A 20,136-nucleotide genomic window follows, 5' to 3' on the forward strand; every position below is an offset into this window, starting at 1 on the left:
ATATGAAGTATAGACTGCTCGGTTTGCTCATGGTCTTGATGCTGCTGGCCGGCGGGCTGGCCCAGGCGCACGACATCTCCGACCGCCAGGTTCAGGGCATCACCAACAGCGTCCAGCTCAGCGTCTGGCAGGACCTGATATTCATCGATTATTGGATTGCCATCGGCAACCTAGAGGCCGTCAACTACTTACCCATCATTGATGTCGACAAGGATGGCGAGATAACCGATGATGAGAAACTGGCCTATCTCGAAGTCATCCGTCAGAAGGTGGCCAACTCGGCCTTCTCGCTGACCATCGACGAGGCGCGTAACCTGCCGTTCAAGCAATGGAAGCCTGGCACCATCACGGTGGACGAAAGCAAAGACGCGGCCGTGCCCATAAAAATCGGGCTGGAGTTCGTGCTCGATTTCGAGACATTACCCGCTACAGCGGGATGGCGCTCTGCGTTCACAACCCACCCCATAACCAAGGCGCAGGAGCACAACCTGACCTTCTTCATCGGCAATGTCATGGACAAGAAGGTGCTTACCAAGGTTTATGTTAACCAGGACGAATGGATTGGCATCAACTGGACGCCCGAAGACTACCGGCACTGCCTGGGCCTGAGCAGCGGCATCTATCTCAAGCCCTACGAATCCAGCTGGGCCAAGTTCGCATTTTCCCTGCTGGACAAGCCGGCCGGGGCGCCGTCGCCTTTTGCTTTTAATATGACCCCGGTCAAGCCGTCCAGCCAGCAGAACCTCAAGGTCGAAGGCCTGCTGTCAGGCGACCTGACCTTCCTGATAATCCTGGGCGCGCTGGCGGCCGCATTCATCTACGGGGCCGGGCACGCCCTGGCGCCCGGACACGGCAAGACCCTGGTGGCCGCCTACCTCATCGGCTCCCGCGGCACGGTCTGGCAGGCCATACTCCTGGGCCTGATTGTCACCTTTACCCACATATTTACCGTAGTAGTGGCCGGTGTGATTGCCCTGGGCGCATCCAGCTATGTCCATCAGGCTGCACTGAGCACCTACCTGGGCGTCGTATCCGGCCTGATTATCGTCATCCTGGGCGTGTGGATATTCGTGTCGCGTGCCTTCGGCAAGGGCGATGGGCATCATCATGGACATGACCACGAACATGAACACGGTCATGACCATGATAACGAGCATGAGCATACCGAACATTCGCACGAACATAGTTTGCCTCAGCCGATTACCGGAGAGAAAATAAAGCTCAAACATCTTATCGGCCTGGGCATCAGCGGTGGGTTGGTTCCTTGCCCGACCGCCATATTCATACTCCTGCTGGCCGTTAACTTCAAGAAGACAGTATGGGGACTGGTACTCATCGGCGCCTTCAGCCTGGGCCTGGCCGCGGTGCTGATTGCCATCGGCATCCTGATGGTCACCGGTTCGTCCCTGGTCAATCGCTTCTCGGCCGGAAGCAAGGTAATCAAGATTCTTGGCATCATCAGCCCGATAATAATTACCGTTATCGGCTTGGCCATCGTTTTCAAGACCTTTATTGATGCCGGCATAATAATAATCAATCTCCAGGCAATGCCTTAAATATGTTCAAGCTTTCTAAAATCTGCGGTATTCTCTGTGTTCTCTGTACATTCGCTACGCTCAGTATAAACGTCTCAGTGGCAAATATTTACGCTGATCAGAACACGGACGCCCTGATTCAGAAGCTGTCAGCCAAGGACATCAAAACCCGCCAAGAGGCCGTGCAGGAAATAGGCAGGCTTAACAACATCACCGGCGCGCGGCTGCTCCTGACCGCGGCCGACGACCGAGAGCTCCAGCCGGCCATCATCCAATCGCTGTCCCTGTTTACCGACACAGCCGTGGTCAGGTTCTTGCAGTCCGAGGCGCTGGTTTTTCCCAACAACAACATCCGCCTGATTGCTGCCGGCGCTTTGGCCGGGGCCGACCTCAAGGGTGACGAGTATTACCGGCAGGTAATCATCCCGCTGTTCAAGTCATTGACCGATTCCTTCGTCGAGGTGCGCCTGGCCGTGCTTGAAGCCGTCAGCAACTATATTTCGCCCCGGCACACACCCCAGCGGATAGATAAGGACAACGGCATCTTTCCTATGCTGTTCCGGGCGCTGGATGATTCGGACTATCCCCAGGTGCGCGAGGGGGCTGTCTATGTCTTAATCAGGTTCATCGCCAACCAGGATATACTCAACCGGTTGCTGGAACGTTACCGGTTCGAGGACAACCTGACCGTGCTATGGACCATCGAAGAACTGCTGGTCGAGAAATCCGGCCCGCAGACGCTTGAATACCTGGCCGATGCCGGGTTAAGCCATAACTCCATGCTCATCCGGGCGCTGTCCGCCAGGATTCTGGGCCGGCTCCGGGCTGATAAATACCTGGAACGGCTCCAGCCCGATTCGTCCGACAGCCGCGACGTTATTGCCGACAAGGCCTGGGCGCGGACCCAGATAAAACCGGCCACCAGCTGGCTCGCAATATCCGGCACGGCATTCACCTATGCTAAACTGCCGCCCATCCTGGGGTTGCGGATGAACGAGGCCAAGGAAAAGGCCTTGCGCGCCCGCGGCGCCTTGCTCCAGACCGAGCAGGCCGTGGCCAAGGGGCTCGACTGGTTGGTCCGGAACCAGGAAGACAACGGCTCCTGGAGCTGTGCCCGTCATAACCCCAGCCACGGCAACCTGTCACTGCCCGGGTTTACCTTTGACGAGGACGAACTGCTCGACCCGTCCGTGACCGGACTGGCTCTGTTGGCATTAATGGCATCGGGTAATACTCACCGCTACGGCCCGCATCACGATGCCGTGGAAAAGGGTATGAACTACCTGATTTACTGCCAGGACAAGGCCGGATGCATCAACCTGGCCAAGGACCACGTCCACGACAAACGCTGTCTTCGGAGCGGCGATGACCACGGCGTGCTGGTCCGGCGTTACAACCACAACATCGGCACCATGGCGCTGGTGGAATTATACGCCATGACCGGTGACTCGGCGTTGAAACCCTACGCCCAGCAGGCGCTCGACCACTCGAGAGAATATGTCCTGCCCGAGTTCGGCTGGTCGTTCTACCTGGAGCCGACCGACATCGGCCCGAGCATATTTTATATCTTCGCCCTGAGGATGGCCGGTGAAACCGACCTGATGGTCTCGCCGGACGACCTGACACGGGCTAAAAAATATATCAAGACCCTGACCGACCCGAAGACCGGCCGGATTCTGCATATCTGTCCCATACCGGTCTGCTACGGCGGGTTCGACAGCACCGCTAGCGGCATCGTCGCCCGGTTTTTGATATCGCCTTATGACCAAACCGAGCTTAAGGATGTCCAGTCAAAGGCGCGCGAATTCCTTAAAGGCCATCCGCCGGTCTGGCGGCCGATGTACCAACTGCCGTCCGATATGTGGGCCAGCCAGTTCATCCGGGGCGATATTCTCAACGAGTGGTACTGGTATTACGCCACGCTGGGGTTGCTGGCGATGACTTGTAGTGAGAGTAGCGAATCTAACGGACCCGAATGGCAGTCCTGGAACCGGACGATGCAGTCGTTGTTATTGAAGCACCAGCGGCAGGGCGGCGACTGGGACGGCTCCTGGGACCCGGACGGGCCCTGGGCCAACGTCGGCGGACGGGTCTATTCCACCGCCTTTGCGGTGATGACATTACAGGCGTATTATAGCTATGATTTAGTGCCAGTGCGAACGAAGTGAGCTTACTGGGACTTATCCCCGAAGCCGTTAGGCGGAGTGGGATAATTTTAACCGCTGATTATGCGTATTAATGCGGATAATATGAAGATAGTTAATATTATAATTATCGTCGCGATAGGGGTGATGATGTCTTCGTGCCGGAAGGTGGATGATGTTCCGGTGGCGGGCTATATCACCAACCAGCCGGGCCTATCGGCCTACAGCGACCCGTCCGGGCTGACCGAAGAGTACCGGCTCTGGCTTGACTCCGCGCCTTTGATAAACTATTCAGAAAATCTTAAATATGGCATCGTGGTCATCAACGGGTTCCTGGCCCAGGGCGATGATGCGGTTATGACCAAGAAACTGTCCATTACGGTCAATCTGGCGGATATCAGGGATGACGGCGTCAAGAAGGTCGAACTGATGTCCGGGTATAAGTTGAAAGGCGTCCGGCACCGGCTCTCGGTGACTTTAAGCTTTATGGATTACAGCACCATCACGCCCGCCGGCGCTCCCGGCGCTACCAAGGATATAACTCTGCCGGTGTATGTATACTAAACATAGCAGCTTGCTTAAGAAAACAGTGCCTTGGAACCCGCTCAAATAAAGGGAAAGAAAATGTGGTGTCCTTATCCCTAAAGGGAGGCTTACGCTCCAGGAGGCCGGTAGGCTCTGTTTCCAGCCCCAACGATTATTTTTAAAGCAATAATTTTCTTGACTTATTTAGTATTTTAGTGGATACTAAAATACATGAATAAAGCTTCGGGCATCCAGGAAATCACGAAAATATGCAAAGCCCTCTCGGTCGACAAGCGGGTGCGTATTATTCAGGTGCTGATGGGACGTTGTCTGTGCGTCGGCGCTATCTCATCGCAATTCGGAATATCGGCAGGGGCGGTATCGCAGCATCTCCGCATTCTCAAAGAAGCCGGTTTGATAGAAGCGGAAAAACGCGGTTATTACGTCCATTATCGCATTAGAACCGGTACGCTGTCTAAATGGCGTTCCAGCATCGGGAAACTGATTGGAAAACCTATAGCCCCATTTAAAAATGTCAAGATGCAACGATGCACGATGTCTAAAATAAAATGAGCGCCAATAGAATATTCGCGGTGACGTTTTCCTGGCTCTTGGCCATGAGCTATTTCGGCTGCGCCAGCCAGCCGGTCACCGGACCGGATTACAAGTCCTTGAACTCAAATCCCAAGTCGGCCCCGATGCCTAGTTCCGTCCGTGGCGGCATAGCCCGTGGAAAATTGACATTGGATGATTGCCTGAGAATCGCCCTGGAGAACCATCCCAAATTGAAAATATACCAGACCAAAATCAAACAGCGTCAAGAATCGTACAATTCAGCAAAGGCGTTGGATTACCCGGTATTAAGTCTATCCACGAGTTACGACCGTTTATCCTACGTCTCGCCGGTCAAAAGGCAATTCCTGGGCGATTCGAACAATGATTACCAGGTCAGCCTGAACATTGAATCCCCGATATTCACCGGCGGCAGAATCACGGCCGAAAAGGAACAGGCTAGGTACTCGATAAACGGCGCCCGAGAGGATTATCGCGGCACCGAACTCGAAGTGATTCACGGCGTCAAATCGGTCTATTATAAATTATCCGTGGCCGAAGAAATGGTTGCCATCCGGCAGGATTTATCGGCCAAGCTGAACGCTTTCTGGGAAATCGCCAAAGAGCTCAACCAGCGGATGAAAACGCCCCGGGAAGAAGTGCTCCTGCGGATTGAAGTGCAAGTTAACAACGCCGAGCAGGAATTAATCAATGCCCAAACCAACGTCAGGATACTAAAAGAACTCCTGCTCAATGCCATGGGTTTGAACCCCGGCGGGCAAACGCAGATGGAAATACAGGCTATTGATATGTCCCGGCAATTACCCGGCGACCCAAGCCAGGAGAATATGGATTTGAACGCAGGCAATAATCCCGACCTTTTTAAGCTGGAGCAGGAGCTGAAAAGGGCTCAGGAATCGGTCAGCCTGGCCCGGAGCGAGTATTTCCCGCAAGTCAAGTTGCGCGGTTCGTACGGCTACGAATGGGCGACGCTCCCGCCCGAAAGGGATACTTGGAGTTTCGGGCTGGTAATGAACCTGCCGCTTTGGGATTGGGGGCGTGTTAATTCCAAGGTCAAACAGGCCAACGCCTATCTGGAAGAAATAAACGCGACCAAGGAGTTCACGGAGCAAAAAGTATCACTCGAAGTCAAAAGCGCTTTCCTTGACTACCAATCAAGCCGGCAAAGGGCCCGGATTGCATATGACAGTTTGAGCAAGTCCAGCAAGAGCCTGGACATCTTCGAACAAAGGTATAAAGACAACACCGTGACCAGCCTGGACGTTCTGGATGCCTACCAGTCCTACGCCACGGCCCGGTCGAATCACGCCCAGGCGGTATTGTCGATGTATTTATCCCAGGCCGCGCTCGAACGGCTTTTAGGTAAAACCAAATGAACATAAGTGATCTGTCCATAAAAAGGCCCATCGGCGTCTTGGTGCTTACATTAACGGTGGTGATATTGGGACTTTTCTTCCTGAGCACGATTTCGGTCGACCTCCTGCCCCGGATAACCTATCCGATGGTCAGGATTGTGATTGACTGGAAAGGCGCCAGCCCCGAAGAAGTCGAAGAGAACATCACCAAGAAGGTCGAGGCCAGCGTCGCCACCACGGAAGACGCGGTCATGGTCATTTCCAACTCCATCGAGGGCAATACTTCGTTAGAGGTTTCGTTCGAGTTCGGCAAGGATATGGATATCGCCCTCCAGGATACCCGGGCAAAGCTGGACCTGATAAAGAAAGAACTGCCCAAAGACGCTGACGAACCCAAGATTTTCAAGGCCGACCCTTCGAACCTGCCTATTGTGGACGTGGCGGTCTTCTCCGAAACCAGGGACGAAAGATACCTGCGTCAATGGGTGGAGAATGATTTAAGCAATTATTTTCTGGGCATCACCGGCCTGGGCTCGATCGTCACCAGCGGCGGGAAAATACGGGAAATACAAATCGTATTCAACCAGGAGAAAATCCAGCGCTACGAGATTTCCACCGATCAGGTATTGGCCGCGCTCAAAGCTGGGAATATAGAATTACCCACCGGCCGGATAACCGCCGGCGAAAAGGAATACACCGTTAGGCTTTTAGCCAAGTTCAATAATATGGAAGAGATTAAAAATACCATCGTGGCTAACCGTGAAGGGTGGCTGATAAAGGTGGCCGATGTCGCCGAAGTGACCGATTCTTACGAAGAACAACGGGTGCTGACCAGGTTCAACAACCAGCCCTGCGTGCTGATGAGCTTCTTCAAACAGCCCAATGCCAACACCGTCAGGATAGTATCGGGCATAGAGAAAAAGGCCAAAGAGCTCAAAAGAAAGAAGATCATCCCCGACGACATAAACTACGCCGTGGCCTCAAGCCAGGCCTATTACATCGTCAACTCCATCAATAACGTCAGCTCTTCGGCCATCATAGGCAGCATATTGGCCATTCTCGCCATATGGTTTTTCCTGCACGACATAAAAAGGACTTTGATTATCGGCATCGCCGTGCCGGTCAGCATCCTGGGCACATTCATCCTGATGGGGTTCTTCGACCTGACGCTCAACATATTCTCGTTGGGAGGATTGGTCCTGGCCGTCGGCATGCTGGTGGACAATGCCATCGTCATGCTTGAGAATATCACCAGGCACCAGAAAGACTCGGACGACCCCAAAGAGGGCGCCCGGTCCGGCAGCCGCGAGGTGATCAGCGCCCTGGCCGCATCCACCCTCACCAACGTCGCGGCCATCGTCCCCTTTTTCCTGATAACCGGGCTATCCGCACTGCTCTTCAGGGATTTTGTCATCACCATTACCGTGGCTTTTGTCATCTCATTATTGGTCAGCCTGACGGTCGTGCCGGCGCTCTCGGCCCACCTCATCAAACCCATAAACCCCAATGCCGCCCAGACCCTGTCCATGCGATTTCTCGACGGTCTGACGATATTTTATAAACGGCTGCTCCAGAGCGCATTGAAACACCGGGTAATATTGTTTGGCTCTGTCCTGATGATGCTGGCGTTCAGCCTGTTCCTGATCGGACGCATTGGCCGCGAGTTCCTGCCGCCCATGGATGACGGCAAGGTCACGGTCAAGCTCAAGATGCCCATCGGCACGGCCCTGGAAAAGACCAACCAGGTCACCAAAAAAATAGAAGAGCTGATTAAGTCCATGCCCGGCGTGGAGAAATTCTATACTCAGGCCGGCGGGTATTGGTACCGCAAGAACATCTACGAAAAGGCCAACGAGTCTGAACTGCAAATCCAGCTTCTGCCTAAGGCCAAACGCCCCTTAGCCACCAACGAATTCGTCAAGAAACTGCAGAAGAAAATAAAGGACCAATCCATTCCCAAGGCGAAAATCAAGGTGATGCGCACGCCCCTCAAAGGGATAAGAACCACCTCGACCTCGGATATCGACGTCCGGGTCAAAGGCTATAACCTTGATAAACTATACGGCATCGCCAGGGACATCCAGGACAAGATAAAGGATGTCGCCGGATTAAGCAACCTGGATATATCGATAGATTTATCCAAGCCGGAACTGCATATAATATTGGACCGGGAAAAGATGAGTTATTTCGGCCTGACCGCTAATAATGTCTCGGAGATGCTCAAAGCGGCGGTGGATGGCGCGGTTAACACCCAATTCACGGACAAAGAGTTGAACGTTGATTACGATATTCGGCTACTGGTCAACCCGCTGGCCTTGAACAGCAAAGACACGGTCGAAAATATCATCTTGTATCCGCCCAATAAAGCCGAGATACGGCTGAAAGAAATAGGCCGGGTGGAAATATCCGAAGGTCCGGTCCAGATAGACCGGGAAAACCAGGTCCGGCTGGTGGAAATAACCGGAGACGCCACCGGCAGAAACGTCGGCCTGATAACCAGTGATGTCAAGTCCCGGCTCGGCGCCTTAACACTGCCCCAGGGATACACCATAAACTACGGCGGCGAAGCAGAATCCATCAGCCAGTCCAACAATCAGCTAATCATCGTCATTATCCTGGCCATATTCCTGGTCTTTGTGGTCATGGCCGTCCAGTACGAATCCTTGATAGACCCGCTGGTCATAATGATTACCCTGCCGCTGACCCTGATAGGCGCGGCTGTTTTTATGGCCGCCACCGGAACCACCTTCGGGGCCACGGCCTTTTTAGGGCTGATTCTGCTGGTTGGCATAGTCGTCAACAACGCCATCATCCTGGTCGAATACATCAATATCCTGCGCCGGGAGCAGGGGCGGAACATTCACGACGCGGTCTTAGAGGCGCCGCCCATAAGGTTGCGCCCGATTCTTATGACTAACCTGACCACCATAGTCGGGCTGTTGCCGATTGTCTTGGGCTGGGGCGAAGGACTGGAAATGCTCCAGCCATTAGCCATAGTCATCATCGGCGGCCTGGGGTTCGGTATGGTGCTGACGCTTTTTGTGATTCCGGCAGTTTACCTGACGCTTCATAAACATTAGAAAAGGAGAGGCTATGAAAATAGGAGTGGTAATTTCGAGTAATGATGCCGAGACCTGCTGGAATGCGCTGAGATACGCCAACTATTGCATCGGGCAGAAGGATGAAGTCAGGGTATTCCTTATGGGTAAAGGAGTCGAATACCAGAAGGTCAGCACCGACAAATTCAACAACATCGAGCAAGCCGCTAAAATCATCAAATCAGGCGGCAAGGTTTTCGCCTGCGGAACGTGCATCAAATCCCGGGAGCAGGAAAGCTCGGAAATGTGCCCGATGTCGACCATGAAGGATATGTACGAGATTGTCAAAGAGAGCGACAAGGTCGTGACTTTCTGATTTATTTCGACGGTCAAGCGAGACACCTGCCTGCGGCGCACAGGCAGAGACCAGAGCCTACCGGCTCGCATGTTATTCCACCATCAACACTTCGAGAAATATTAATATTCCCCCATTCCCATACCTTCCCCGGGTAGTATGGGTAACTTCCCCCGGTAGTATAGGCAACCTCTCCGGGTAGTATAGGTAACCTCCCCGCCTAGTATAGGTAACTACCCCCGGTAGTATAGGTAATATCCCCCCGTAGTATAGGTAATATCCCCGTGAACGCTAGGGACACATCCCATCCCCGGTAACGCACTAACCAGGCCCCTTCCAGGCCGTACTTTTCTCGGTTTCCGCTCAAATCCTTATTTAATTCGAGATAGAGGGGGGGGGAGATACCTACCCCCCTCCCCCCTAACCTCTACTTCCTATATCTATAACCCCTATATAGAGTATGGATAACTCCCATAGGTGGTGTCAGTAATTCCCATAGGCGGTATAGATAACCTCTATGAGGTGTGTGAATTACTGCTATAGTGAGTACTAATAATTCCCATAGGCGATATCAATAACCCCTGTAAGGGGTGTGGATGACTACTATGGGACATCTGGGTAATACCTATAAGCAGTATCGATAATCCCTATAGGATATGTTGTAAACTGGTATTAGGTGTATCGAAAACTGGGACTAGGCATATCGAAAACGGGGATAGATGATATCGGAAACGGGGATAGGGTGTATCGGAAACCGGGACTAGGCATATCGAAAACGGGGATAGATGATATCGGAAACGGGGATAGGTGATATCTAAAACGGGGATAGGGTGTATCGAAAACGGGTAATAGGTGTATCGAAAACGGGGATAGGGTGTATCGAAAACCGGTAGTGGGTGTGTCGAAAATGGGGATTGGGCGTATCGAAAACCGGGGCTAGGTGTATCGAAAACGGGGATAGGTGATATCTAAAATGGGGATAGGTGATATCGAAAACGGGGATTGAGCGTATCGAAAACCGGTAGCGGGTGTATCGAAAACCCATACTACCATCAAAAAAATAAGTGATAATAAGATGGTAGTGGATGGGGTTCTACTTCGGAAGCGGCACATCCGGCGCTAACTGCTTGACCTTGGTTGCCATATCCGCGGCCTCTTTGAGCCGGCCTTTTAACCTGTAGAAGTTCATCAGGTTATAATAGCCCAGATAGTCGTTGGGCTTATACTTTACGAGCATCTGGTTGGTGCGCTCGAACATTAGCTCCTGGTTGGGGTCGCGCATTACTTCCTGCCCGCTCTTGTGCACTAAAGCGGCCTTATAATAGTTTTCCACCGCTTCGTTGATTTTACCCTGGTCTAGGTAGATGTCGCCCAGATGGGCGAAGGTCTCGGAGAATTCGGGGTCTATCCGGGCGGCCGCCTGGTATCGCTCGATGGCATTGGCCAGGTCGCGCTGTTCGTAATAGGTCTCGCCCCATTCGTTCATCAGCGAGGGGTTGTGCGGGCTGAGCTTGCAGGCGGCCCAGTAATACTTGTGCGATTGGTCGTAGCGCTCCTGCCGCTCGGCCGGATTGTTTGCCGCCTGCGCCCAGACCCGGTAGAACCTGCCGATGTTGGCGTTGCGGGTGGGGCTGAGCCGTTCGTATTCGATGGACTTCATCAGGTACTTGTTGCATTCGGCCAGCAGTTCGGCCCGCTTGCGGGCGTCTTTTTCGATGTAGTATTTTTCCAGGTAGACCCGGGCGATGGACGCGGCGTAGTAGCTGTTGTCCATCGAATGCTTGACCGCCTCCTGGTAGTGGTAAAGGACCGTGTCCCATTGCCGGGACTTCTCGTGCGACACGCCTATCTTATAGAGGATGTTGCCCCGGATGGGGTCGATGTTGGTATAGAATATGAATATCAGCCCGGCCAGGATGCCGACGACAGAGATGCCAATCGTGGACGACTTTATGAATGTTGCGCCGGATGTTTGTCCCGGCAGCGCCCAGGCCAGGGTGATGATGCCTATCAGGAGCCAGACGCTCAGGAAGGTGATGGTGTCTATGGGCGAATTGAACGGCGGCAGGAACGAGAAGAGTATGAATACGAATATGCCGGCGCCGACAGCCGCGCCGATGGCGGCCGTGATAATCGAGCCCAGCTTGGCTCCGATCGTGAAATACCAGACCGTAGCCAACGCCAGCCAGCTCAGGCCGAGCAGTACAATCGCCCGGGTTATCGGGCCGGAGGTCTCAACCGAGTACTGGAAGAAGAACAGGTCAAAGGCGAAGAGGGAGAGAATCAGGACCAGAATAATGATGAATGTCCCTCGGGAATACTCGGGATAAATTGAATTATGGGTGCTGAATGATGGATTAATATTGCTGCTTTTTTCTTGCGGAGTTTGTTCATTCTGCATTCCGAATTCTACATTCCGAATTAGGACGGCCAGGAATATCCAGAAATATGTCCGCGAGGCGGTCAGGTCGATGCCGAACTGTGTCTCGACGAAGTGGCCGATGATAGCGCTGAAAATCCCGATTTGCCAAATAGGTACTGAGAGTTTATTATCTATGATCTCCGTGTGCTCAGTGCCTCTGCGGCTAACTAAATAATAGAAAAGGTAGAGCACGGCGCCCATGACCAGTCCGATGGGTACGCCGATGGAGGAATAGATGAACGAGCCTTGGACCAGGTGCGGGATGGCCAGCCCGCTCAGTCCGCCCAGGGCCAGTAAGATTATCAGAATCAGTGACTGGGGCTTGGACGCAACCAGTTTGAGATACCGGAAGAACCAGAAGATAATCCCGGCGAAGAGGAGCAGGTAGAGCGTTGCGCCTATGAGCCCGTTGGTGATGAGCGTGTCGAAGAGCTCGTTATGCGCCCGGTCAGGGAAGGCTATCTTATGCTCGCTGCGCACCAGCTCGGGCGGAGCATATTTGTGGTAGGGAATGAACATATTCTCCGGCCCGTAGCCGACCAGCGCCCGGTTGGTGTCGGACCTGGCCATATTGGTGACGCCTTCCCAGATGAGCAGCCTGACTTTGGCGGCCGGCTCTTTGGATTCGAATATCTGGCCGAACCGGCCGAACATCGGCTTGATGCCGGACAGCGGCGAGTTGGGCACGTTGAGCAACAGCAGGAACCCGACCAGCAGACCGGCTCCGGCATAGGTAACATAGGCCAGCCATTTCCGGCCGTAGACGGCGGCGCTTAAGGTGATAAAGAAGAACAGCCCGGTCATCAGGCCCAGGAACGGGCCGCGGCTCTGGGTCAGCCACAGGCTGAGCATTTGCAGGACCAATAATGCGGCCAGGACGATATGCCTGGCTCGGATGGGTAGTCTGAACTCGTAGAGCAGACTGGCTATTGTCACGGGGATGACCATAATCAGGTAAGAGCCCAGGAAGATGGGGTTGCCCAGGGTCGAGCCGATACGGCGCGAGAAGTCGGTGTCCCAGGTGAGCGGGTCGAGCTTGAGCTTCTGGGCGAAGCCGTATAATATTATGGGGATGCTGGTCAGGAGCACGGCGGTGATGATGCGTTTTATTTGTTCGGCGGACTTGAGCGATGACAGGGTAATGATGAATACGACGAAATAGCCCAGCAGGGTGTAGGTTCCCTGTCCGCGTGAGTAGCTTCCCCACCAGCTGGTATGGAAGGCCACGCCGATGATGCTGGAAAACAGGTAGCTGGCGAAGAGCAATATGGCCGTGACGGGGATGAAACCGCGCCAGGCGGAGTCGCCGGGGCCGGACTCGGCCCGCCTGATGGCGTAGGCCGCCAGCATAATCACGGCGATGGAGCGGATCAGGGTGCTTTTGTCCGGGTCGAATACGGTGTTAGAATGGTAGTTAAAGAAGAGCGGAGCGATTATCAGGGCCAGCAGCCAGCAGGCCTCGATGACCTTGTCGCAGAATAAGCCGACCTTAGACATAAATTAATATTACCACGAAGGCACGAAATAACAAAAACACGAAGTTTAGAGTCTTCTTAATTTAGTGTTTTCGTGGTATTCTAATAGTCTTTTTTTTTCCTAACTATCTTATTCCTTTTCCTTATTTTTCCCTTTCGAGCTTTCGTGGTAAAGGTATTCTTGTTGTTTATTTCAGGAGCGCCTCTATTTTGGACCTGAGCACCGATTCTTCCTGGTAGCCGACCAGGTATTCGCGCACCTTGCCTTCCTTGTCGATGATAACCAGTGTCGGGAAGGCCGTGATACGGTAGCTCCGGCAGGCCGAGCCGTCGTCGGTTAAGGTGGTGAACGAATATTTGTTCTCCTTAACGAACTGGATGGGTTTCTCGGGCGGTTCGTTATTGACGCCGAATACGGCCAGGCCTTTGGCCTTGAGCTCGTCGTTAAGTTTCTGGATATGGGGCAGTTCTTTGCGGCAGGGCGGGCACCAGGTGGCCCAGAAATCCAGCAGGACGACCTTGCCCCGGTAATCCTTGAGCGATACCTTGGCGCCTTCGAGCGAGACCAGCGCTAGGTCCGGAGCCGGCTGGCCGACCAGGTCGCCGCCTTCTTCCTTTTTAAACTCCTTGACCAGCTTGGCGTCCTTGGGTGGGCTGAAGGCGAACGCGTTAGCCGCTATGGGTTGGTTGACCTGGCGGTTTGAATAGGTGATGTCTATGGTCACGCGCTGGCTGATTGGACGGCCGTTGCTGTCGGTCGTATCTTTAAGCATATTGGTCAGGTAACGGTGCAGCAGGCTGTCTTCCTTGCCCAGCCAGATGCGGGCGGTCACTCGGTCCCAGGCCTCGGGCGATTTCTCGATTTGGTCTTCGACCTCGATGACGTCTAATTCCTTGCCGTCAATCTTGTCGGTGCCGGAGTACCTGAGCGATTTGGTCACTTTGATAAATTCGCCGTAGTAGTTCTCGGTAAAGATATGCTCCACGGACGGGTCCAGGCTGGCCCACTGCTTGATGTCGCTCATATTTATCTGGGCCGGCGCGGGCTCGACCGTATACTGGCCGTAATCGGAGATGTATTTCAGGAGCGTCTTGCCGTCCGAGACGAACTCGGTCCGGCCCGAATCGTTGGCCCGGGTCAGCCGGACCATATTGGGGCGGCTGATGATGGCGTTGTTGGTTACCTTGTCGGTGCGCTTCTGGCCGGACTGCTCCTGGGTTATTTGCACCGTGGCCGTGCCCTGGTATGATTTCAGCTCACGGTAGGTCTGGAACATCTTCTTGAGGATGGCGTCGGCCTTGGGGTCGATGTTCGGCTTGGCGTCTTCGGCCTGAACCATAGCGGCGATGAAACACACGGCCAATAGCGCGGCTACCAGCAGTTTCTTCATATAATTTCCTCTCTAATCAGCGTAATACTATTTCTTTAACTCGGCGCACACCTTTTCCAGCGAGCGCGAGATGACCTTGTGTCCGGAGAGGGCGGGCATGAAGTTGGTGTCGCCCTGCCAGCGGGGCACCAGGTGGATATGCACGTGCGAGAGCAGCCCGGCGCCGGCGTCGGCCCCGATGTTGATGCCGATGTTGAACCCGTCCGGCTTCATGCATTTCTTTATCCGTTTTTTCATCTCCACGGTCAGCGCCATCATCTCGCTGATTTCGGCCGGGGTAAGGTTGTCGATGTCGGGCTTATGGGCGATGGGGCAGATGAGCAGGTGCCCGGCGTTATAAGGGAACTTGTTCATTATGACGAAGGCCAGCTTGCCTTTCTTGATGACTAGATTCTTCTTGTCCGTTTTCTTGATGGCATCGCACAGGAAACAGCGGGTGCGGTGCGCCGGTTTGACGTTGATGTAGCCGCTGCGCCAGGGCGCCCAGAGGTGTTTCATATCTGACTCCTTATCCGCAAGACGAACAACTGCCCGAGCCGCAGGAACCGCAGGAGGACTTGCCGTGTCCGCCTGAGGACGGTACCGCAGACGAATCACCCGAACCGCCCATCCTGAAGCTTGATAATTGCTTGGTCACCTTATGGTTTTTGCAGTGCGGGCAGGCCAGGTTCTTTTCATCGGCCGGCGAGCGGATGAGCAACTCGAATATCTTCTTGCACTTGGCGCATTCAAATTCGTATAATGGCATATATTATGGCAGATAGCTCATGGGGTTGACCGGTTGTTCATTGTGAAACAGCCGGAAGTGCAGTTCGGGCGTTTCAGCCCGGCCGGTCTGTCCGGCCTTGGCGATGATGTCTCCCTGCTTGACTACCTGGTTTAGCTGGACCAGTATTTCCGAGTTATAGGCGTAGACCGAGACGAAACCGTCCGTGTGTTTGATATTGATGATTTTGCCGTAGCCCTCAAAACGCTCGGAGACGAAACTGACCACGCCGCTTTTGACGGCCTTGACCGGCTCGCCGGCCTTGGCCTTGATGTTGATGCCGCCCGTGCCCATGTTGTTCAGTACCGTATTCTTTATGGGCCAGATGAATCCGGATTCCGAGACCAGGTTTTCGGGAATCTTGATTTCGGTATCGTCCGGGTTGGCGCTGGCCGGTTTGGTGCTGATGATGGATTCGAGTTCGCTGTTCAGGCGCGCTTCCTCATCGCCGGGCAGGCGGGGAACGGTGGCGCAACCGGTCAGCACCAGGATGGATATTGCAACGGTCAACATACGGATATTACGCATAATTTCTTTCCGATCCTTCTGCGCCATCGGCGCCATCAGGATCTAACTGCCGGTAATTCACTTCGTTCAAACCGGCAGTAAAGAGAGCGGGCGATGGGATTCGAACCCACGGCGACCAGCTTGGGAAGCTAGCATTCTACCGCTGAATTACGCCCGCCTGTTCCACCAGGCCAGAATATGTAATCAGCGCCCATTTGTCAATAATTTGTTGACAGGAAATATAATTTTCATATAGTCAATAGGTTGGTATTTAACCGATTTCTAATAATTAGTATAGGAGGAAACAATGACTGATGTCTTATTGAAGGATTTAGTGGAAAGCGGGGCGCATTTTGGGCATAAAGTAAGCCTGTGGAACCCCAAGATGAAGCAATATATTTACGGTTCCAAGAAGCGGATTCATATCATCGACGTGCGCGAGACCGTCAAGGGCATGGTCAATGCGGCGCATCTGTTGAAACGGATAGTCCAGAAGGGCGGCGAGGCCATTATTGTTGGAATCAAGCGCCAGGCCCAGCATATCGTAAAAAGCGAAGCCACCCGTTGCGGGATGCATTACGCCAGCGACCGCTGGATCGGCGGAACGCTTACTAATTTCGATACCATCAGGCTGCAGATCAGGAAGCTGTTTGAGATGGAGAAGAAAGCGACGGACGGCACTTTATCGCTTTATAAGAAGAAAGAACAGGTCGTATTCCGCCGTGAGCTGGAAAGGCTTAGGATTAATCTGGGCGGTATCCGGAATATAACCAGGCTGCCGGCCGTGCTGGTAGCCGTTGATTATAAGAAGAGCAAGCTGGCCATCAAGGAGGCTCAGAAGATAGGTATCCCGTCAATCTGCCTGATAGATACCGACGGCGATCCTTCTGATGTGACGCTGGCTATTCCGATAAATGACGACGGCACCAGGAGCATTCAGATAGTCATATCCTACCTGGCTAACGCCATCATTGAGGCCAAGAGCAAGATGGAAGTCAAGCCGTTGGAAGGCAAGAACGCACCGGTAAAGGCGGTCAAGGTGATTGCCAAGGCCCATACCGCTGCTAAGCCGGAAAAAGCAAAAGGCTAAATTCACAGGGTGCGGGATTGAGTTTGAGTATTAGAAAGAATGAGAGGATATCATGCCAGAGAATATCAGCACAAAAGATGTCAAAGAACTGAGGGATAAAACCGGCGCCGGTATCATGGAATGCAATAACGCTTTGCGCGAGTGCAAAGGCGATGTGACCAAGGCTTCTGAGTGGCTTAAAAGGAAGGGCTTGGTCAATGCCGATAAGAAAAAAGACCGGGTTACCAAATCAGGATATATCGGGTCTTATATCCACGCTAACGGTAAAATCGGAGTCCTGATTGAAGTCGCCTGTGAATCTGATTTCGTGGCCAAGAACGAGAAGTTCCAGGAAATGATAAAAGAGCTTTGCCTGCAGATCACGGCCATGTCGCCGGTGGTTGTTTCCCGCGAGGATTTATCCCAGGAGATGCTCCAGAAGGAGCGTGAGTTCTACGCCCAGGAAATGAAAGGCAAGCCGCCGCAAATGGTGGAGAAGATAGTCGAAGGGAAATTGGAAAAGCTTTTCTATAACCAGAAATGTCTTTTGGAGCAGCCTTACGTCAAGGACGATAAGATAAAGATAATCGACCTTGTTAAGAACTGCATTTCGCAGTTCGGGGAAAATATTGTTGTTAAACGTTTTGTCCGCTTTGAACTTGGCAAATACGAATAATGCAAAAAGTCAAATACCAGCGGGTTGTTCTTAAGATCAGCGGCGAGAGCTTTTGCCGGCCCAACGTCGGTGGTATTGATGTCGGTGTTTCCGGATTCATAGCGGATGAGATCAAGGCCGCGGCCCAGTTGGGCACCCAGTTGGCCGTGGTTGTGGGCGGCGGCAATATCGTCCGGGGCAAGCAATTCGAGAAGTTAGGCATTAACATCGCCACGGCTGATTATATGGGCATGGTAGCCACGGTCGTCAACGCTCTGGCCCTTCAGGATATTCTTGAAAAGAAGGGCGCTCAAACCAGATTGATGACGGCTATCCCGATGGAAGCGGTGGCCGAACCTTTTATCCGCCGCAAGTGCATCCGCCATCTGGAAAAGGGGCGGGTGGTCATTCTGGCGGCCGGCACCGGCAATCCGCATTTCACCACGGATACGGCTGCGGCGCTCAGGTCAATCGAGATTAATGCCCAGGCACTTCTCAAAGCCACTAAGGTTGACGGGGTTTATTCGGCCGACCCTAACATCAATAAGTCAGCCAGGAAATATACTCATCTTAATTACATGCAGGTTATAAAGAGCAAGTTACAGGTTATGGATTCCACCGCGGTGACCATGTGCATGGAAACCAAGATACCGGTGATAGTATTTAACCTTAAGAAAAAGGGGAATATCGTTCAGGCCATCAGGGGTGATAACGTCGGCACGATTATTTCCTGATAGGAGCATTTTTATGGTCTCTCAGCAGATTATGCAAAGCAATGAGCAGAAGATGGCCAAGGCTATCGAAGTGATGAGTAACGACTTTAAGGGCATCCGCAGCGGCCGGGCGACTCCGGCGCTAGTCGAGAATATCCGGGTTGATTATTACGGCGCGCCGACGCCGCTGAAGCAACTGGCCAATATTTCTATTCCTGAGGCGCGGTTGGTAATAATAAAACCGTATGACGCCTCGGTTCTCCAGACTGTGGAGAAAGCCATCCTTAAGTCAGATATCGGGATTACCCCGGCCAATGACGGGAAGATGATCCGGTTAGCCATCCCGCACCTGAGCGAGGATCGCCGGAAACAGCTGGGTAAGATGGCTAAGGATGCTTCGGAGAAAACTAAGATTAGCGTACGAAATGTCAGGCGCGAAGCTCTTCATCAGGTTGAAGAGGAAGAAAAGAAGAAGACTCTTACCGAGGATGATAAGTTTAGATTGAAGGAAGACCTCCAGAAGCTTACCGATAAGTACGAGAAGCAGATTGACGAGTTGTTAAGCAAGAAGACCAAGGAAATAATGGAAGTATGACACAGCTGCAGATGGCCAATGCCAGCAAGATTACGGCTCAGATGGAAGCGGTAGCTAAAATCGAGTCGGTGGCGCCGTCTTATATCAGGGATAAAATAAAAGAGGGGCATATCGTTCTTCTTTCCAATAATCTTCGTTGGACCGGAAAATCAAACATTCCTCAAAGGATAATCTGCGGTGTTGGTGAAGGCCTGCGCACCAAAGTAAACGCTAATATCGGCACGTCTTCGCATGGCATTGACGAGAAGGCGGAAATAAAGAAGCTTAAAGCATCCGAGGAATCCGGCGCCGATACGGTTATGGATCTTTCAACCGGCGGGGATCTTAAGAAGATTAGGGAATCCGTGATCAGGTCTAGTCGAATACCGGTCGGTACCGTGCCGGTTTACGAAGCGGTGGTAAGACGGGCATCAAACAAAGACCGAAAGGACCTGCTAGGCAAAATGACCGCGGACGATATATTTGACGCGGTTGAAGCGCATCTTAAATCAGGCGTTGATTTTATAACGGTTCACTGTGGCGTGACTCGTGATGTGGTTAAAGACTTGTCCGAAGACGGCCGGGTCGGCGGCATGGTTAGCCGGGGTGGTACTATGCTGACCGAGTGGATGAGGTTGCACCAGTCTGAAAATCCGCTCTATGCTGAATTTGACCGTTTACTGGATCTTACCAAAGCGTACGATGCGACGTTGAGCTTGGGTGACGGACTCAGGCCTGGTGCGCTGGCTGATGCATTTGACCGGGCTCAGGTTCATGAGCTGATGGTTCTGGCCGGATTGGCCCGACGGGCCCGTGCGGCCGGAGTTCAGGTCATGATTGAAGGTCCGGGTCATGTGCCGCTTGATCAGATTCAGGCCCAGGTAAAACTGCAAAAGGAATTGTGCGATGGTGCGCCTTTTTACGTGCTCGGGCCGTTGGTTGTTGACAATGCTCCGGGTTATGACCATATAACTTCAGCCATAGGCGCCGCCTTAGCCGGATGGGCCGGTGCGGACTTTATCTGTTACGTGACGCCGAT

Annotated in this window: 17 protein-coding genes and 1 tRNA gene; 12 read left to right on the forward strand and 6 right to left on the reverse strand. The window is 53.1% G+C overall.

What is annotated here, in order from left to right; all coding sequences use genetic code 11:
- The first annotated feature begins 2 nt into the window (after window positions 1-2).
- From WC980_09270 to WC980_09300, 7 genes are all read left to right on the forward strand, one after another.
- Complete coding sequence (locus tag WC980_09270; GenBank protein ID MFA5795235.1) at window positions 3-1,556, forward strand: sulfite exporter TauE/SafE family protein; 1,554 nt, start codon at window positions 3-5, stop codon at window positions 1,554-1,556.
- Window positions 1,557-1,633: 77 nt separating this feature from the next.
- The gene (locus tag WC980_09275; protein MFA5795236.1) at window positions 1,634-3,703 is read left to right on the forward strand and encodes a hypothetical protein; all 2,070 of its coding nucleotides are present in this window, start codon (window positions 1,634-1,636) and stop codon (window positions 3,701-3,703) included.
- An 81-nt stretch (window positions 3,704-3,784) separates the two neighbouring features.
- Complete coding sequence (locus WC980_09280) at window positions 3,785-4,243, forward strand: hypothetical protein (protein ID MFA5795237.1); 459 nt, start codon at window positions 3,785-3,787, stop codon at window positions 4,241-4,243.
- Window positions 4,244-4,435: 192 nt separating this feature from the next.
- Window positions 4,436-4,777 carry a metalloregulator ArsR/SmtB family transcription factor gene (locus WC980_09285; protein ID MFA5795238.1) on the forward strand — a complete coding sequence of 114 codons (342 nt, stop codon included), beginning with the start codon at window positions 4,436-4,438 and terminating at the stop codon, window positions 4,775-4,777.
- Complete coding sequence (locus tag WC980_09290) at window positions 4,774-6,153, forward strand: TolC family protein (GenBank protein MFA5795239.1); 1,380 nt, start codon at window positions 4,774-4,776, stop codon at window positions 6,151-6,153. The genes WC980_09285 and WC980_09290 overlap by 4 nt, the downstream gene beginning before the upstream one ends.
- Window positions 6,150-9,212 (forward strand): efflux RND transporter permease subunit, encoded by a 3,063-nt coding sequence (locus WC980_09295; protein MFA5795240.1) that lies wholly within the window; start codon window positions 6,150-6,152, stop codon window positions 9,210-9,212. The genes WC980_09290 and WC980_09295 overlap by 4 nt, the downstream gene beginning before the upstream one ends.
- A gap of 13 nt (window positions 9,213-9,225) precedes the next feature.
- Complete coding sequence (locus WC980_09300) at window positions 9,226-9,546, forward strand: DsrE family protein (protein MFA5795241.1); 321 nt, start codon at window positions 9,226-9,228, stop codon at window positions 9,544-9,546.
- A 1,072-nt stretch (window positions 9,547-10,618) separates the two neighbouring features.
- On the opposite strand, the gene WC980_09305 is transcribed toward WC980_09300, so the two are convergent.
- The 6 genes from WC980_09305 to WC980_09330 all read right to left on the reverse strand — a co-directional run bounded on the left by WC980_09305 (window position 10,619) and on the right by WC980_09330 (window position 16,264).
- The gene (locus WC980_09305) at window positions 10,619-13,444 is read right to left on the reverse strand and encodes an O-antigen ligase family protein (GenBank protein ID MFA5795242.1); all 2,826 of its coding nucleotides are present in this window, start codon (window positions 13,442-13,444) and stop codon (window positions 10,619-10,621) included.
- A gap of 166 nt (window positions 13,445-13,610) precedes the next feature.
- Window positions 13,611-14,813 carry a redoxin domain-containing protein gene (locus tag WC980_09310; GenBank protein ID MFA5795243.1) on the reverse strand — a complete coding sequence of 401 codons (1,203 nt, stop codon included), beginning with the start codon at window positions 14,811-14,813 and terminating at the stop codon, window positions 13,611-13,613.
- A gap of 27 nt (window positions 14,814-14,840) precedes the next feature.
- On the reverse strand, window positions 14,841-15,311 hold the full coding sequence (locus tag WC980_09315; GenBank protein ID MFA5795244.1) for an HIT domain-containing protein: 471 nt from the start codon (window positions 15,309-15,311) through the stop codon (window positions 14,841-14,843).
- Between the two features lie 10 nt (window positions 15,312-15,321).
- The gene (locus tag WC980_09320) at window positions 15,322-15,561 is read right to left on the reverse strand and encodes a zinc ribbon domain-containing protein (GenBank protein MFA5795245.1); all 240 of its coding nucleotides are present in this window, start codon (window positions 15,559-15,561) and stop codon (window positions 15,322-15,324) included.
- 3 nt (window positions 15,562-15,564) lie between these two features.
- Window positions 15,565-16,107: a M23 family metallopeptidase gene (locus tag WC980_09325; protein MFA5795246.1), complete on the reverse strand. Its 543-nt coding sequence runs from the start codon at window positions 16,105-16,107 to the stop codon at window positions 15,565-15,567.
- Window positions 16,108-16,192: 85 nt separating this feature from the next.
- Window positions 16,193-16,264 (reverse strand) — tRNA-Gly (locus WC980_09330).
- Window positions 16,265-16,393: 129 nt separating this feature from the next.
- Here WC980_09330 and rpsB point away from each other — a divergent pair.
- From rpsB to thiC, 5 genes are all read left to right on the forward strand, one after another.
- On the forward strand, window positions 16,394-17,176 hold the full coding sequence (gene rpsB / locus WC980_09335) for a 30S ribosomal protein S2 (protein MFA5795247.1): 783 nt from the start codon (window positions 16,394-16,396) through the stop codon (window positions 17,174-17,176).
- A 52-nt stretch (window positions 17,177-17,228) separates the two neighbouring features.
- Complete coding sequence (gene tsf / locus WC980_09340) at window positions 17,229-17,831, forward strand: translation elongation factor Ts (protein ID MFA5795248.1); 603 nt, start codon at window positions 17,229-17,231, stop codon at window positions 17,829-17,831.
- Entirely contained in the window at window positions 17,831-18,544 is a 714-nt protein-coding gene (pyrH, locus tag WC980_09345; protein MFA5795249.1) for a UMP kinase, read from the forward strand. The genes tsf and pyrH overlap by 1 nt, the downstream gene beginning before the upstream one ends.
- Window positions 18,545-18,575: 31 nt before the next feature.
- The gene (frr, locus tag WC980_09350; GenBank protein ID MFA5795250.1) at window positions 18,576-19,118 is read left to right on the forward strand and encodes a ribosome recycling factor; all 543 of its coding nucleotides are present in this window, start codon (window positions 18,576-18,578) and stop codon (window positions 19,116-19,118) included.
- Window positions 19,115-20,136 (forward strand): phosphomethylpyrimidine synthase ThiC (gene thiC / locus WC980_09355; GenBank protein MFA5795251.1); only part of this gene is annotated, 1,022 nt, incomplete at its 3' end. The genes frr and thiC, both read left to right, overlap by 4 nt.

The organism is Candidatus Brocadiia bacterium, from assembly GCA_041658285.1.
Classification (GTDB): domain Bacteria; phylum Planctomycetota; class MHYJ01; order JACQXL01; family JACQXL01; genus JBBAAP01.

Coding starts and splice junctions, on each gene's coding strand:
- pyrH (MFA5795249.1), top strand. CDS start 17,831: ATGCAAAAAGTCAAATACCAGCGGGTTGTTCTTAAGATCAGCGGCGAG.
- frr (MFA5795250.1), top strand. CDS start 18,576: ATGCAAAGCAATGAGCAGAAGATGGCCAAGGCTATCGAAGTGATGAGT.
- WC980_09300 (MFA5795241.1), top strand. CDS start 9,226: ATGAAAATAGGAGTGGTAATTTCGAGTAATGATGCCGAGACCTGCTGG.
- rpsB (MFA5795247.1), top strand. CDS start 16,394: ATGACTGATGTCTTATTGAAGGATTTAGTGGAAAGCGGGGCGCATTTT.
- WC980_09315 (MFA5795244.1), bottom strand. CDS start 15,311: ATGAAACACCTCTGGGCGCCCTGGCGCAGCGGCTACATCAACGTCAAA.
- WC980_09285 (MFA5795238.1), top strand. CDS start 4,436: ATGAATAAAGCTTCGGGCATCCAGGAAATCACGAAAATATGCAAAGCC.
- tsf (MFA5795248.1), top strand. CDS start 17,229: ATGCCAGAGAATATCAGCACAAAAGATGTCAAAGAACTGAGGGATAAA.
- WC980_09320 (MFA5795245.1), bottom strand. CDS start 15,561: ATGCCATTATACGAATTTGAATGCGCCAAGTGCAAGAAGATATTCGAG.
- WC980_09280 (MFA5795237.1), top strand. CDS start 3,785: ATGAAGATAGTTAATATTATAATTATCGTCGCGATAGGGGTGATGATG.
- WC980_09325 (MFA5795246.1), bottom strand. CDS start 16,107: ATGCGTAATATCCGTATGTTGACCGTTGCAATATCCATCCTGGTGCTG.
- WC980_09310 (MFA5795243.1), bottom strand. CDS start 14,813: ATGAAGAAACTGCTGGTAGCCGCGCTATTGGCCGTGTGTTTCATCGCC.
- WC980_09295 (MFA5795240.1), top strand. CDS start 6,150: ATGAACATAAGTGATCTGTCCATAAAAAGGCCCATCGGCGTCTTGGTG.
- WC980_09290 (MFA5795239.1), top strand. CDS start 4,774: ATGAGCGCCAATAGAATATTCGCGGTGACGTTTTCCTGGCTCTTGGCC.
- WC980_09305 (MFA5795242.1), bottom strand. CDS start 13,444: ATGTCTAAGGTCGGCTTATTCTGCGACAAGGTCATCGAGGCCTGCTGG.
- WC980_09270 (MFA5795235.1), top strand. CDS start 3: ATGAAGTATAGACTGCTCGGTTTGCTCATGGTCTTGATGCTGCTGGCC.